General features: G+C 38.2%; 16 protein-coding genes. 6 read left to right on the top strand and 10 right to left on the bottom strand.

Annotation, left to right across the window (positions count from 1 at the left end; genetic code table 11):
* Positions 1-41: 41 nt before the first annotated feature.
* The 6 genes from QNH29_RS28215 to QNH29_RS28240 all read right to left on the bottom strand — a co-directional run bounded on the left by QNH29_RS28215 (position 42) and on the right by QNH29_RS28240 (position 5,222).
* Positions 42-623 carry a hypothetical protein gene (locus QNH29_RS28215; RefSeq protein WP_283862542.1) on the bottom strand — a complete coding sequence of 194 codons (582 nt, stop codon included), beginning with the start codon at positions 621-623 and terminating at the stop codon, positions 42-44.
* 344 nt (positions 624-967) lie between these two features.
* Positions 968-1,675 carry a chitin disaccharide deacetylase gene (chbG, locus tag QNH29_RS28220; protein WP_283862543.1) on the bottom strand — a complete coding sequence of 236 codons (708 nt, stop codon included), beginning with the start codon at positions 1,673-1,675 and terminating at the stop codon, positions 968-970.
* Between the two features lie 12 nt (positions 1,676-1,687).
* Positions 1,688-2,014 carry a PTS lactose/cellobiose transporter subunit IIA gene (locus tag QNH29_RS28225; RefSeq protein WP_283862544.1) on the bottom strand — a complete coding sequence of 109 codons (327 nt, stop codon included), beginning with the start codon at positions 2,012-2,014 and terminating at the stop codon, positions 1,688-1,690.
* 69 nt (positions 2,015-2,083) lie between these two features.
* Positions 2,084-3,409 (bottom strand): 6-phospho-beta-glucosidase, encoded by a 1,326-nt coding sequence (locus QNH29_RS28230; RefSeq protein WP_283862545.1) that lies wholly within the window; start codon positions 3,407-3,409, stop codon positions 2,084-2,086.
* 129 nt (positions 3,410-3,538) lie between these two features.
* The gene (locus QNH29_RS28235) at positions 3,539-4,903 is read right to left on the bottom strand and encodes a PTS sugar transporter subunit IIC (protein WP_283862546.1); all 1,365 of its coding nucleotides are present in this window, start codon (positions 4,901-4,903) and stop codon (positions 3,539-3,541) included.
* Between the two features lie 4 nt (positions 4,904-4,907).
* Entirely contained in the window at positions 4,908-5,222 is a 315-nt protein-coding gene (locus QNH29_RS28240; protein WP_283862547.1) for a PTS sugar transporter subunit IIB, read from the bottom strand.
* A gap of 286 nt (positions 5,223-5,508) precedes the next feature.
* Here QNH29_RS28240 and QNH29_RS28245 point away from each other — a divergent pair, with 286 nt between their 5' ends.
* Positions 5,509-6,240 carry a GntR family transcriptional regulator gene (locus tag QNH29_RS28245; protein WP_283862548.1) on the top strand — a complete coding sequence of 244 codons (732 nt, stop codon included), beginning with the start codon at positions 5,509-5,511 and terminating at the stop codon, positions 6,238-6,240.
* 64 nt (positions 6,241-6,304) lie between these two features.
* Here QNH29_RS28245 and QNH29_RS28250 read toward each other — a convergent pair whose 3' ends face one another.
* On the bottom strand, positions 6,305-6,607 hold the full coding sequence (locus QNH29_RS28250) for a hypothetical protein (protein WP_283862549.1): 303 nt from the start codon (positions 6,605-6,607) through the stop codon (positions 6,305-6,307).
* A 379-nt stretch (positions 6,608-6,986) separates the two neighbouring features.
* On the opposite strand from QNH29_RS28250, the gene QNH29_RS28255 reads away from it, so the two are divergent.
* From QNH29_RS28255 to QNH29_RS28270, 4 genes are all read left to right on the top strand, one after another.
* Entirely contained in the window at positions 6,987-8,267 is a 1,281-nt protein-coding gene (locus QNH29_RS28255; RefSeq protein WP_283862550.1) for an SH3 domain-containing protein, read from the top strand.
* A 534-nt stretch (positions 8,268-8,801) separates the two neighbouring features.
* On the top strand, positions 8,802-9,290 hold the full coding sequence (locus QNH29_RS28260) for a sigma-70 family RNA polymerase sigma factor (RefSeq protein ID WP_283862551.1): 489 nt from the start codon (positions 8,802-8,804) through the stop codon (positions 9,288-9,290).
* Between the two features lie 439 nt (positions 9,291-9,729).
* Positions 9,730-10,263: a competence protein ComK gene (locus QNH29_RS28265; protein WP_283862552.1), complete on the top strand. Its 534-nt coding sequence runs from the start codon at positions 9,730-9,732 to the stop codon at positions 10,261-10,263.
* A gap of 101 nt (positions 10,264-10,364) precedes the next feature.
* Positions 10,365-10,586, top strand: a complete 222-nt coding sequence (locus QNH29_RS28270; RefSeq protein ID WP_283862553.1) for a helix-turn-helix domain-containing protein — start codon at positions 10,365-10,367, stop codon at positions 10,584-10,586.
* A gap of 169 nt (positions 10,587-10,755) precedes the next feature.
* Here QNH29_RS28270 and QNH29_RS28275 read toward each other — a convergent pair whose 3' ends face one another.
* Both QNH29_RS28275 and QNH29_RS28280 read right to left on the bottom strand, forming a co-directional pair.
* Positions 10,756-11,271, bottom strand: coding sequence for a type 1 glutamine amidotransferase domain-containing protein (locus QNH29_RS28275; protein WP_283862554.1), 516 nt, complete (start codon positions 11,269-11,271; stop codon positions 10,756-10,758).
* 62 nt (positions 11,272-11,333) lie between these two features.
* Entirely contained in the window at positions 11,334-11,768 is a 435-nt protein-coding gene (locus tag QNH29_RS28280; protein ID WP_283862555.1) for a transposase, read from the bottom strand.
* A gap of 745 nt (positions 11,769-12,513) precedes the next feature.
* Here QNH29_RS28280 and QNH29_RS28285 point away from each other — a divergent pair.
* Positions 12,514-13,944, top strand: coding sequence for a carbon starvation CstA family protein (locus QNH29_RS28285; RefSeq protein WP_283862556.1), 1,431 nt, complete (start codon positions 12,514-12,516; stop codon positions 13,942-13,944).
* A 432-nt stretch (positions 13,945-14,376) separates the two neighbouring features.
* On the opposite strand, the gene QNH29_RS28290 is transcribed toward QNH29_RS28285, so the two are convergent.
* The gene (locus tag QNH29_RS28290) at positions 14,377-14,832 is read right to left on the bottom strand and encodes an N-acetyltransferase (protein ID WP_283862557.1); all 456 of its coding nucleotides are present in this window, start codon (positions 14,830-14,832) and stop codon (positions 14,377-14,379) included.
* Positions 14,833-14,901: the final 69 nt, after the last annotated feature.

Genomic DNA, 14,901 nt, shown 5'->3' on the forward strand with positions numbered 1-14,901 from the left:
CCAACTTATTAATTTCTCTCTCTTTCTATCACTTTCTGAGGTTAAACAAGCTTTTTCATTTCTTCCTTTAATCTCAATAAGCGATCTAACTTCTTTTGTTCGTACTCTCGCTTATACTCTTCTTCCATTGAAGCAGGGAGGTTATTTTCAAGCATGTCTGATTCCAGTTTATCTAAAAAGATTTTAAATTGGCTGTCTGCTTCTTTCTCTTTTTCTCTTAGAATCGCCTCATATTTTATTGGAATGATAGATAAATCCATATTGACTTCTTTTTTCACTTTTACTTCCTTCTCGGCTATCTCTAGTAAAGCGGTTAAGGTTCCTTCTGCCTCCTGTGTGATTCTATTAAACTCAGCCTTAGAATCAAATTTATCATCAACCAGTGTTTTTTCGTCATTTGATTCAGTTTCGGCATTTACAGTTACAGAGTTTTGAACCCTTGTTTCGACTTTTGCTGTTGGAGCTTTTTGAACCTTTGTTTCCTTCAGATTCTCTTCCTTCTCTACTACACTCTTCCCCATCTCTTTGCCAGCCATTTGAAACGATTCCTTAGAGTTCAATAGAGAAAAAACCAGTACCAATAGAGCAGCCAAAGTGATTCCAAATAATAATCCTTTTTTCATTTGCTCCCCTCTCTACAATTATTTTCATACAAAATATTATATTCTTTACATGTGCAATTTGAAAGATACTAGAAGAATTTTACTTATTTTGGAGAATTAATTTGTATAATAAAAGCGCTAAGTATTGGAAACTGCTGTGAAAAACTATCATAAATTTGTTTAAATCTATTAATCTTCAAAAACTGAGATAACGGAATTTGAAAAAGACCGTCCAATATGAACGGTCTCTTTTGTTACTATATAGATATAACCATGTGCTATAGACAAAAGGCCAAACAATCTAAAAGTTATATCGGTTACCAACTTGGTTAAACAAACCTATATTGTAGAAACAACTGAGTTGTCTACAATAGGGTTAGGTTCTCAGGCAATTTGACAGACGTCAATATATCAAGCTCCGTTAATCGAGTATGGGTGTAGGATGAAACGTTTAAAAGGGTATTGTCCAAGTATGCGGGATGGCACATAATTTCAACTCTCTTTCCATCTTCTAGTCGATCCGCCAGGCTTAGAAAATATTCCTCCGTTACACCTTCTCCATAAAAGTCAAAAAGACATAGGTCTGAAAATGCTTTTACCTCAGCAATCTTCTTGCTCCCATTTGTTCTTACCGCTAAGTTATACCTTTTTGCTAATCGTTGCACCACTGGCAGCAATTCTTCCATCGTATGTACATGATGATGACTATCAAAGTGCGTCGGCTTGAGACCCGCAGCTAAAAATCTTTCTATTTGAGCTGTCCATTCTCTTTCCAGTTCCTCCAACGAAAGGTCCTTCGTCCTCGTTAAGTAGGATAATTTCTTAAAGTCCCCATTTTCATCTACTAAAGAAGGTACATTTTTTAATAATGGTTTTCCACAAGTCAGAACAAGGTGAATCCCCACACGCAAACCAGGGTGTTTTTTTGCCAATTCAATCGCATGTTCTGTCCCCGGCATATTCATCATCATCGTTGCGGAATTTACAATTCCGTATAAATAGCTGTCGACGATTCCGTTGTTTACCCCGCGGCTAAGCCCAAAATCATCTGCATTGACGATTAAAGTAATCATACTAATCCCCTTTTAGTTTAACGTTCCAGGTAATTTAATAGCCCGATATAAATCAACCATTTCCGAAGCCAAATCCCTCATGGTTATGGCATTCATTAAATGGTCCTGAGCATGAACCATTAACAGTGAAATCTCCGTCTTTTCTCCCCTAATTTCCCCCTGAATTAGAGAGGTCTGGATGTGATGAGCCTCATTTAATGCTGCAGATGACTCCTTTAGTTTTTCTTCCGCTCCTGCAAAATTGCCCTTTTTTGCTTCCTGAATCGCCTCCATAGCTGAACTCTTTCCATTACCGCCATGTAAGATGATCTGAAAAATCACCGTTTCTAAGTTTTCCATTATTCCTTCCTCCTAAAATAAACTGGCTTACAGGAATTCCTTTCATGGAACTGCCTGCAAGCTAAATCATCAAACCATAGATGAACGAAACTGCGGCAGATAGGCTTTGTGTGCTTCAAGCATTTCATCTAATATGATTTTCGCGACACGATCACTAGGTACAAGCGGATTAATCGTCATCGCAAGCAAAGCCGTTCCATAATCACCTGTAACAGCTGCCTCAATCGCAACTTGCTCAAATGACTTGATTGATTGAACAAGACCTCTGATTGCAACAGGAAGTTCACCCATTGTGATTGGTTTTGGTCCATCCTTCGTAATAACGCAGCTTACTTCTACAGCCGAATCATAAGGCAAACCTGCGATGGCCCCTCTGTTGATCGTATTTACAGGCTGGATATCTCGTTTATCTGTATACATGGAATGAATGAGTCTTACGGCTGCGTCACTATAATAAGCTCCTCCGCGTTTTTCTAACTGCGGCGGCTTGATCGCTAAATTAGGATCTTTATATAATTCAAACAGTTCGTCTTCAAGCTTTTTTACGACCTCGGCACGTGTGCCGCCTTCATTAAAATTCTTCAGCTCTTTTTCAAGCATGTCGCCAGACTTATAATAGTAGTTATGGTATGGACATGGGAAAACGTTCAACGCTTGCAAGAATTCAGGCTCCCAGCCCATCGCATGAATATTTTGCATCGTAATACTTTTCTCCGGGTCTGTTAGTAAAGAAATAACTTCATCCTTAACGGATATTCCATCGACATAAACATCTAAGCCGTATACCATATGGTTTAATCCAGCAAAATCAATTCTGACCCGGCTGTGGTCAACATTTAATAATTTTGCAACGCCCATTTCCATTCCAATAGGCACGTTGCACAATCCAACTACTTTTTTAATATTGCTGTAGCGAAGTACAGCTTCTGTAACCATTCCTGCCGGATTTGTAAAGTTTATCAGCCAGGCGTCAGGACATACCTCTTCCATTTCACGGCAAATATCGAGGATGACAGGGATTGTACGGAGAGCTTTGAACAATCCCCCGGGCCCGTTTGTCTCCTGGCCAAGAACCCCATGCTTTAAAGGAATGCTCTCATCTTTGCCACGTGCCTCAAGCATACCTACTCGAAATTGAGTGGTGACAAAGTCTGCATTTTTTAACGCTTCTTTTCGGTCTAATGTTAAGTGAATCTCAATCGGAACCCCTGCCTCTTTTACCATTCTTTTTGCAAGGTTTCCTACAATCTCAAGTTTTTCCTTACCTGCTTCCACATCAACTAGCCAAATTTCACGAACTGGAAGGTCACTATGGTACTTAATAAATCCTTCAATCAATTCTGGTGTATAACTAGAACCACCACCGATTGTTACAATCTTCAATCCTGTTGTCATAACTCCGCACACCTCTAATTAAGGGATTATTCCCCTGAATTTTTAAAATTTTTTAAAAGATAAAGCCCTGAGCACTTATAAAAACAAAATGTCAGGGCAGCAGTTTTTTAGAAATATAGTTATAATCGATTACATGTTTAACGTATCAGTTTTATTCTCTGCAGCCTTTATTTTTTTAGCATCCATTTTTCCTTGAGCAATGACAAACGGAAGATAAACAACGAATGAAATCGCTAAGTTAACCGCTGCTAATACGGCACCTGAAATATGTCCTCCGGTTGCAAGTAAGCCTCCAATAATCGCTGGCGTTACCCAAGGTATATCAGCAACAACTGGGTGTACAAGCCCAAGACTAATAGCTAAATAGGCTGTCACTGTCATTAAAATTGGACCAAGAATAAACGGAATAAACCAGATTGGGTTTAAAACAATTGGCAAACCGAAAAGGATTGGTTCGTTAATTTGGAATATTCCAGGAGGTGTACCTAGAGCCAATAACTGCTTATTCCGTTTTCTGCCAGCAATAAACATAGCAACGATTAAACCTAACGTTGCACCTGATCCGCCTAGATATACGAATGCATCTAAAAAGGCACCTGAAAGTACATTATATTCACTTAAATCCTTAACTCCTTGTGCATACATGTTCAAGTTTTCTTGGCCAAGCTTTGTCATCAAAGGAGTGGTAATTCCTCCAAGAATATTCGGACCATGAAGACCAATCATCCAGAAGCCGTGTACAAGCCCTACAATTAAAATCGCAAACGGCAGGGAATCAACTGCACCAGTCAGCGGAGTTACTAAAACGGTATTTAACCAGTCATTTAAGTAAGCGCCGCTGCTGATGAACTTACGTAAAATTAAACCAAACAATCCCATGATGAAGATGGTAGCCATTCCCGGAAGAAGCTTTGCAAACGCGCGGGCAACTGCCGGCGGTACTCCATCAGGCAATTTAATTTCGAGTTTCTTTACTTTTGCTAAACGAACGAAAATTTCAGTTGCTGCGATTGCCACAACAATCCCTGTGAATAATGCCGTTGCACTGAAATAGTTCCAGCTGATAAAGCCCCATGCTCCACCTGTAACTGCTTCTCCACCCTCTGGAGTAATGGTTACATTTCCAACCTGAGGTATTAACACAAAGAAAGATGCGGCAGCAACAAGCATTGCTTCAAAACCATCATCCCCGTAGGATTTAGCAAGTTTATGAGAGATTCCGAACACCGCAAAGATTGTCATAAACGCAAGTGTTCCCCACCAAATATCTCCTCCCAGTGTGGTCCATGTTTCTCCGAAAATGCTAATCATTAAATTTTGATAAGGTTTCCCGATCCCAGGTACAGAGCCTAAGTTATTTAATAAAACGGCTAATGACCCAATCATCGTAATCGCAATCATTCCGACTAGAGCGTCACGAATGGCAAGAAGATGCCTATTGTTACCAAGTTTATTAGCGAACGGCATAATATATTTATCTATAAAATTCATCATATCCCTATTCCCCTTTAATAAGCTTAATAGCTTGCTTCAATACTTCTTCTCCATTGCAAAGGCCATAATGCATAGGGTTAATGGAATCCACTGGAATACCCTTCTTTTCTCCAGCCGCTTTAAGTTGTGCAAGCATAAAACGAACTTGTGGACCTAGCAGCAATACATCCGCTTCCGCTTTTTCAATTTGCTCCTGAACCTCTGTCGAGCCGACAGCCCAGATGGTACAATCTAACCCTTGAGCTTCCGCACTTTTCTCCATTTTAGAAACTAAGAGACTTGTAGACATACCAGCAGAACAACACAATAAGATTTTCATTTAAGATACCCCCTAAAATAGAAAACGATTTCAAAGTAAGATAATGGCATTAAATATTTATCCAATTCATCACTAGAACACAACCTCATTAAGAGCTGAAGGTTGCCCCACCTCCTAACACCAAAATGTAATCGCTTACTATAAATTGTTGTAATCTCATTGTAATGACAATTAAGATTAAATTCAATACATTTTTTTAAATGTTATAACAAATTATTTAAAATTGAACTTATACATACAAATCTTACGGCTTTTCTGATAATCTATAGTTACTAGGGAGGAAGATATGATGGAAGAATTAAAGGATAACGGTGCTCTTCATCAGCAGGTGAAGGATGCAATCATTCAATTAATCAACAACGGAGAATATAAACCTCATACCCAGCTGCCAACTGAAGCTGAATTTTGTGAGAAGTATGGAGTAAGCAGGACAACAGTACGCACTGCATTACAGCAGCTTAGTGCGGAAGGGTATGTTTACCGTAAACGGGGTAGTGGGACCTTTGTTTCAGCAAATAAAGTAAAACAAAAATTAACAACAACGGTTGAAAAATTCGCTGAACAAATAACGATGCAGGGAAAAACTCCATCTATAAAAGTTCTCGAACTGGAAGTTATTCCAGCGGACGAATATCTTAGCGACCTTCTAAAAATAGATGTAGGTCAACCTGTTAATGTGCTTGAAAGGGTCCGATTTGTAAATGATGAGCCTATTCAATATGAAACCGCCTATTTGCCCTGGTATAAAACACCAGGTTTAAATAAACAAGCGTGTAAAAATTCACTATATCAGCTTTTGGCTTCCCAATTTAATTTGAAAATCAGCAAGACTGTTGAAACCTTGGAGCTATTTATCGCTGATGAAGCATCAGCAGAAAAGCTCCATATCCATATAGGTGATCCCTGTTTTTCTCTCGATACCCTTGCCTATTTGAACGACGGGACAATCATAGAATATTCGAAAACAATCTTTCGTGGTGATTTGGCCCATTTTGTAATAGAAAGAAATTACGAATAAGTAAATATTTCGACTAAAAAAGGTATAATTCCCCAAATGTTCGTGGGATTATACCTTTTCCTTTCTACTCCTCAGTTGGTATATACCGACTAAAATACTCGAGCAGCTGCTGTCTATTATTTTGGAAATACATACACAATTGGTGCCCAATGGGTGCTGAATAAATAATTTTTTCACATAAACTGCAATTTTCTTGCTTACTAAATTGGTGCTTAACACTCAGTGGATAGGGATTCCTAGAATTCCCTACGATAAAAACAAAGGTTTGCCCGCAGACCGAAAACTCTATTTCAAATCCGTTAAAACCGGAGCTTTTTAAAACTCGAACATTTTCTATTCCCAGCTCTTCCATTTCAACTCTCTTCAATACGTAACCCCCTCGGCCTGTTAAGTTGTTATAACAAATATCTATTCCCATAGATAGTACCTTATTTGTTCCGTTACGTGAACCCTCTAATCGAAGGAATGATTCTTCATAATTTATGAAGAATTAAAGCCAAAGCCGCTAAAAAGATAATAACAATTTCCCTAGAACATAAACATCTCTATAAAAGTAGACAAAATCGTCCTTAAATTTTCCAATTGTCGTATGGATATGTGGACAAAATGGGACATAAAAATGGTATTTTCTCCAACATATTCATTTTTCGACTAATTATGACATTTTTGGGACAAAAAATGGCGAAGTATTACGAATATTTCAGAGTAAGAGTTAATTTAGAAAGAGATAAGGGGAATTGGTTAATTTGACTACACAATTAGTTGTTAATGGTGAATGGACACTTAGCAGGAAAGAAACCTACGGAAAAGGCAAGCAAGCAAAATGTGTACCTGTTTTCACCACAAGAATGGAAAAACGTGAATATTATAAGAGCATCCATTTTGATATTCGAAATGTACTAGATGCCCAAGGGTTTTTAAAGGATATCCGCACAGATTGGAATACATATGTATCACAGGTTCACGAATGGATTCAAAAAAATGTTGTAAAAAAACTGGTCGTGACTGGCATTTTTATGGTCGTCCTTGGCTTGTACTCCAACACGGCCAATGCAGCCATTCATATTCCAGAATACACCTATCAGGTAAAAAGCGGCGAAAAAATTGAAACCATCGCGATGCAACATGGTGTCACAGCCCAAGAAATATTAGAGGCCAATGGACTGACTTCCATTGACGGCAAAAAAATTCTTTTACCGAAAGTAGAAGATAGAACGGTGACCGCTACCACACTAAATATCCGCTCACAGCCAAGCACGAAAAGCAGTATAATTGGAACCTATAACAAAGGAAGTATCGTAAAGGTTGCATTTATCGAAGATGGTTGGGCTGGCATTCTGATCAAAGGGAGGGTTTGTTTCGTCAGCGCTGAATATCTCACAAAAGCACCTGCACAAGCAGGCACATCTACAGTCGAAGCTCAAACGAAAACCATGTATGTAACGGCCACATCCTTAAGAGTTCGTGCAGCTGCTACTACCAGCAGTGCTGTCCTGGGTTCGTTGAAATTTAATGACCGTGTAACGGTAACCTCCAGTTCAAAAGGGTGGGCCAAGATTCAATTCCAAGGCAAAACAGCATATGTGAGTGAAACCTTTTTAACGAAAAAACAGCCAGCTACTGCACCAGATGAGTCTAGTAACAACAACAGCTCACCAGTTGATTCATCTGTGTATGTGATTAAAAGCGGTGATACCTTTACAAAAATCGGCAAGGCTTTAGGGGTCCCTGCCTCAACCATACAAGCACTCAATCCAGCCTTGGAGCCAACCCGGCTAAAAATTGGACAAACAATCAAAGTCCCTGCTGCAACTGTATCTACTGCAAATCAACTAATGGTGACAGCTCAAATTGGAGGTGTCGAACCGAACGGAACCTTCCGATTTATCACGTCGAACGGCAACACGTACGACGCAAAGGCAGCAGGCAACATGATAAACGTACTATTCGCCCATCAAGGAGAAAAAGTAACCCTAACTCTCGAAGCAAAAAGAGGTCAAAAAATGAACCTCCTTGCTATTCATTAGGAATCATGCGAACGGTTCTTATGCAGGTCTTTTGAAAGGCTGAAAAAAGACAGATGATTCCATCCATAAATGATTGTTTCTTTTAATAGAACTTAAAATAGAAGAGCCATTCACGCTCCGAAAATGAGCAGGAATGGCCCTTTTTTTATTTTGAAATATTGCGGGAAAAACGTATCCGCTCTTCTTAATTCCCCGTCACCATTAACCCAATTTGCTAGGTAGGTGTACATCTCTATTTCCTAAATGCCACCAATTAAAAAGCCAGCAGAACCGGCCAATGGTCTAGTAATCTTCCACATACTAAAACCCTTTAACCTATTTAAGATGGGGACACCAATATTAACTCTTATACTTATTAAAAAACAAGTCCCTTTTTGGGAATCGCGGTTCCAATTTGAATCAAATTTCACCCCCTAAAATCAATTTTTCATTATTAAATTCAATTTTCTGTGATTCGAAGTTTTCCTTTATATGAATTATGGTAAGGCTACCTAGGAATATAATCGGAAGCGCGCTGCCTGAAGGATCTTACCAGTGGAGAGCTTTGATGAATTAGTGGTACAGTATCAACCTATGATTCATAAGATTATAAAATCTTTGCATATTTACCGGAACCAAGATGAATTCTATCAAACGGGGTTAATTGGACTTTGGGAGGCTTCACTATCCTATAATGAGGGAAAAGGCAAGTTCTCTAATTATGCTTACACTTATATGAAAGGAAAAATGTTAACGCAAATGAACCAAAACAACCAGTATCAAGAAAAATATGTTCTTCCTCAAAGGGAATTCTGGGAATGTATTGAAGACTCTGAATCATCCCTTTTTCTCGAGAAAGAAGCCATTCAAACCTATTGCGATGGTCTGACGGAAAAAGAATCAATTTGGGTAACCGCCTTCTCAATTGAACACCTAACCACTAAGGAAATAGCGGAAAAGGAGAAGGTATCGGTATCTGCTGTTAAGCAATGGAAGTCTGGGGCACTAAGAAAGCTAAAAGAAAAGGCTGCAATCCTAAATTAACAGATTTATCCCATTTCGGGCGGTTTGCGGTATAAAACCGCCTGATATATCATTTATTGGCAATATTCGACATAATTGGACTAGTTTCACAAAATCTCCACTATTGGTACGCATATGCGGTGGAAATACTATCGTAATAAATGGTATTTTTTGATTAACGGTTTCAATATTGTTTAATGGTAGAAGAAATACTTCTAGAATTACTTTCCTAAAAAAATTCTGATTCCCTTCATGATCTTGATTGAAACGAACCTCTTGGTACCAAACAGAATCTCCCTAGTTTTTTGACCTTCTCAACATGTATTCATCACATATAGCATCAGTTTTCACTTCAACCTAGCTATTTACTTTGGAGGGGAGGCTTTTGGAGCACAGGACCCATATCTAACAGCTATTCGAACAAGAAATCTAATATGATGAAAATTCAGGAGTGATTTGTTTGATTATTAAAAATTACTACGTTATTAATCAGCATATGATGTACATGTTTGGCTTATTGGATCGAAATGCAAAAGTTTGTACGCTAGTAAGAGATTTCTACGGTGTGTTTATCGTAGACCGTTCACCTTTAGAGATATTAGATGATAGTCTTAGAAGTATTGGATTTAATTTGAAGGGTGCCATGGAGTCTGCCAAAATCATCATCGAGAACAAAATGATGTGCCCTGTCATGCTCAACCATATACACAACATCTGTGTCTTTCCTGACAAATCACACAAACACGAAGATACGATTTGGTTTAATCCTTGCCAGATCTTACGAACACATAGCATCAAACGTAAAACACAAATCGAGTTTCGAAATAGGCTTTCACTCAAGATTGATTCAAAACTTTTTTCTTTTAATAACAAGTTAAAATCAGCAGAGCAGCTAAGCAGAATTACCATTGAGAATGCCAATAATCCGCAATCCTATTTCATTGAACCACCAAAGAAGAACAGGAAAAGAAAGTTCAAGAAAGCCAAAAAGTAATCTTAAAAATCTGCACATAGCAATGATATTAATTTCTTTCCATAAGAACATTATTCTTAAAAAAATAACCATATAAAATATGGATTGGGTAAAGGAGAATTATGGATACGATTGTTGTTGTGAAATTAAAGAGTCTACTGTTGGAAAGAGGGATGACGATAAGGGAACTTTCTCGCCGCACCGATGTACGTCATGCCACTATAAGTGAATTAGCGAACCAAAAAAGGCTCAGCGCCCACTTTCCTCATTTGGCAAGTATCGCTCATGCTCTAGACATTAAAGATATGAATCAAATCATTACCTTTGAAAAAATTAAGGAATAAATGATGAATCAATAGGTACAACCATTTTCATTAGATATTCCTTTAAGATAACGGAATTGGATTAAACAGAATTCAGTTCGTTATCTTTTTATTTGTAAAAAATCACCATTGTACCTAACGGGGGTCAGACCCAATTTGTTAGGCAGAAGGAGCCCCTTCTGCCTAACTGTTATCCTATTATTCTTAAGGATTCTTGCACAAATGCCGGTATATCTTCTGGCTGTCTGCTTGTGACCAGCTGGTTCTGGCAAACAACTACTTCCTTGTCATGTAAATTAGCGCCAGCATTTTCTAGATCAACATGAATGGATTTATAGCCTGTTACGTCACGCCCTTCAAGCGTTTTCGCTGTAATAAGCAGCTGAGGTCCATGACAAATGGCTAATACAGGTTTTTTAGCTTCCATAAATGCTTTTGCGAAACGAACAAAACGCTCGTCGGCACGAAGAATATCCGGTGAAAATCCGCCTGGTATGAAAAGTACATCAAATTCCCCATGGGATACATCATCAATGCTTTCATCAATAACAGCTTCGCTTTTCCCCTGCTTTCCTTTCACGGTTTTTCCCTTTTCCATCTCGATGATGATTACCTCATGCCCCTTTTCCTTAAAGGCTTGTACAGGTTCGACATATTCGGAATCCTCAAAATCATTCGTTAGTAAAACAGCAATTTTTTTACTCATTATCATCAACTCCTCACCCATACAGTACCCTTATATTTATTGGGTGAAACATGTGATCAAGTCTAGTCTAGCCATGGAATTCCGACAAATTTGCGGTAGTTTTCCTTCTGAGGTTCAGGAAAATGGGATAATATTTTTGTGGTTGAAACAAGGGGATTAATCGATTCCGATATGTAGGTAGTATAGCTGCTCCATCGATATTCTTCAGGAGCTTTCACCATTTTTGCTTCAACTGGGTTTAAATGAATGTATCTACTAACTTCTAAAAGATAGTCAGTGGAATCAATAATTTTTGATCTATACCTGCCTTGAAAAACGTGCCCTACTAGGGTATGTCGTTTATTAAAATACATCGCATATCTGGAATTAAGCATTTTCATTATATCTTTTGGATGATGTTGGATGGTTTCTACTTGAAGATGTATGTGATTGGTCATAAGACAATAGGCGTGGAGGTGAAAAGGAAAACAATGACGGGCTTCTTCTAGTAATTGCATATAAACTTCACGGTCAAAATCATCATAAAAAATATATTACGATTTCCACGGCTCGTAATGTGATACATGGCACCTGGAAACCAAACACGATGTTTTCTCGACAACTGACATAACATCTCTCTTTCTACCATTTATTCATATATCTATACATTCTACACATTCTACAATTTTAGCCATAATCCTCCTCATTCTGCTAAAAAACTTACAAAAAACATTAAAAGGCAGAAAGCACATGCCATCCACCTTTCCTCATACTTTACCACGTTAAAACTTTAACCCAGCGGGGGTCTGACCCCAGCTTCCCTGTAATTCTATAGGATTTAGTACTGAAGAAAAGTGTTTTCCTTTTAAGGAAAGCACTTCTTTTATTAGCGATAATGATTGAAAGGATAATTGGAGGTTTTAAGTAACGAAAAAAGATTATCGATCATGTCGAATTTATTTTTTGTCGGATGAAGTGTTCTAATTTTGTTGAGAGGAACTTCTGTAAGACCTGCCATTGAAAACCTGGCTACATATTACCTCCCCCACCAATATTTGGTTTAATATCTTGATTAAAGATAGGACCATCTATCATTTCAAAGCTATCTACCTCTGGATGGTGTCTGGTATCCGTTCCCCTTTAACTAATTTTATTTTAATACTCTAAATTTTCAGAATAATATATTGATGATTGTTTCGTTTTTTGTTAGTATATAAACATATTTCAGAATAATATTACAACTGACATCAGGAGGGTTTTATCATGATAACATTTTTAGCAGCAATCGCTCTGTTACTTTTAGGCTATATGTTTTACGGAAAGTTGGTTGAGCGGACTTTTAAAATAAATCCGACAAGTAAAACTCCTGCCTATATGAAAGAAGACGGCCTTGATTATGTTCCTATGCCGTGGTGGAAAGGCTGGCTGATTCAATTATTAAATATCGCTGGATTAGGACCAATCTTTGGTGCCTTAATGGGTGCATTATATGGTCCTGTAGCGTTCATTTGGATTGTGGTCGGCTGTATTTTTGGGGGAGCGGTTCATGATTATTTTTCCGGAATGATGTCCCTTCGTCATAATGGTGAACAATACCCATCGCTTGTCGGACGTTATTTAGGTAAAAACATGAAAGTGATCATTAATGTCGTATCACTTGTGTTAATGATTCTTGTAGCAGCTGCCTTTACAGCGGGGCCGGCACAACTCATTGCACAAGTCACCCCATTGTCTTTTGGTACAGCACTCACCATTATTTTTGCTTATTTTTTAATTGCTACTGTATTACCCGTAAATAAAGTGATTGGAAAAATCTATCCTATCTTTGGTGCAATCTTAATTTTTATGGCTGTAGCCATTGCAGTCTCTCTTTTATTTTTGGATAATCCAATACCAAATCTTACATTTAAAAATCTCCATCCGCAAGAACTGCCTATATGGCCGTTAATGATGGTTACCGTATCGTGTGGAGCCATTTCTGGATTCCATTGTACACAAAGTCCAATTGTAGCAAGGACATTGAAAAACGAACGTGACGGACGAAAAGTATTTTACGGTGCTATGGTTGGTGAAGGGGTTATCGCATTAATCTGGGCTGCTGCAGGTATGACTTTCTTTCATGGTACAGAAGGATTACAAGCTGCAATAGCGGCTGGCGGACCTGCAGGTGCAGTAAACGAAATCTCTACATCTCTTTTAGGTAAAATGGGAGGAATTTTAGCGATCTTAGGTGTTATTATTTTGCCAATCACAACAGGAGATACAGCACTTCGTTCCTCGCGAATGATTCTAAGTGAGATGGTTGGTGCAAAGGAGCAAACAAACTGGAAACAAGCATTACTATATTCCATTCCTGTTGCCCTTCCAACCTTATATTTAACAACCATTGACTATTCATTCTTATGGCGTTACGTAGGGTGGTCCAACCAGCTTGTAGCAACCGTGACATTATGGACAGCGACTGTTTACTGCTTACGTAACGGTAAATTCCATTGGATATGTGGTATTCCGGCATTGTTTATGACAGGAGTTGTCAGCACTTATATTTTCTACGCACCTGAAGGATTAAAACTAAGCTATCAGCTATCCATGATCATCGGATCCATCATTACATTGGCAGTTTCCTTCTGGTATATTTACCAAATACGCAGCCACCAGCAGCAACAAACACTCGAAATGAAAACAGCAGCTTAACGTCTATAGCAAGTTGAGGCAGAGTCCCACTAGTGGACTCTGTCTTTTTTTAATCAAAAGAATGGGCGAGCGATGGTGTGGCTACAGTCAATGCCAGCAGGAGAAGGTACTACATAATTTTTTAATGACCATGCTTTGGCTTACGACGGCGCAGAGTGGTTTCCTTTTCTCTAGAACATTCTTCCAAAAAAAATGCGCATACTTCCCGCACAATTCCCTTCAGAATTTCTCGTAGAACTTCAAGAATGTTCCAGGATTATCACCTCCTCCCTTAATAGGAAAAGATGATTGACACCCCCGTCTCTTACAAGGGAAACTTAACCTTTTTCGAAACGACTTTTCTCCTAAGAAAATGGCACAAATAATGGCGCCATTCCTATTTCTCTTGTAAACTGCCAAGTTAATGTCACTGTATGCAACCTATCTGACTCCTTACCCAACATACTTAATCATAGCGACTTCATCACAGCAATTAAACTTAGGACAATTCATACAATCCACCCAAACTTTTTCAGGCAAAGTCTCCTTTTCTACAATCTTAAAACCACATTTTTTGAAAAACTCTGTTTCGTATGTGAAAGACATTACACGGCTAATTCCAAGTTTCGGAGCATCACTAATAATTCGATTAACTAGTCTGCGACCAATACCTTTTCCAGCATAATCGGGAGAAACAACCAAAGATCGTATCTCTGCCAGATCCTGTCCTAAAACATGTAATCCCGCAACTCCTAGTATTTTATTCTCCTGTTTCATAACATACAAACATTGTAAATGTTGATAGAGTGATAAATATGTACGGGGCAACACGATTCCTTTTTCAGCATAAATTTCGATTAAATCATATATATCATTAACATCACTTGTCACTGCATGATAAATTTCCATTCTGTATCTCCTTTTAATAATTATTTATAAATATACAATAATGTGTATTTATATTCAACTATTTTCAGA

The organism is Neobacillus sp. DY30, from assembly GCF_030123065.1.
Taxonomy (GTDB): domain Bacteria; phylum Bacillota; class Bacilli; order Bacillales; family Cytobacillaceae; genus Neobacillus.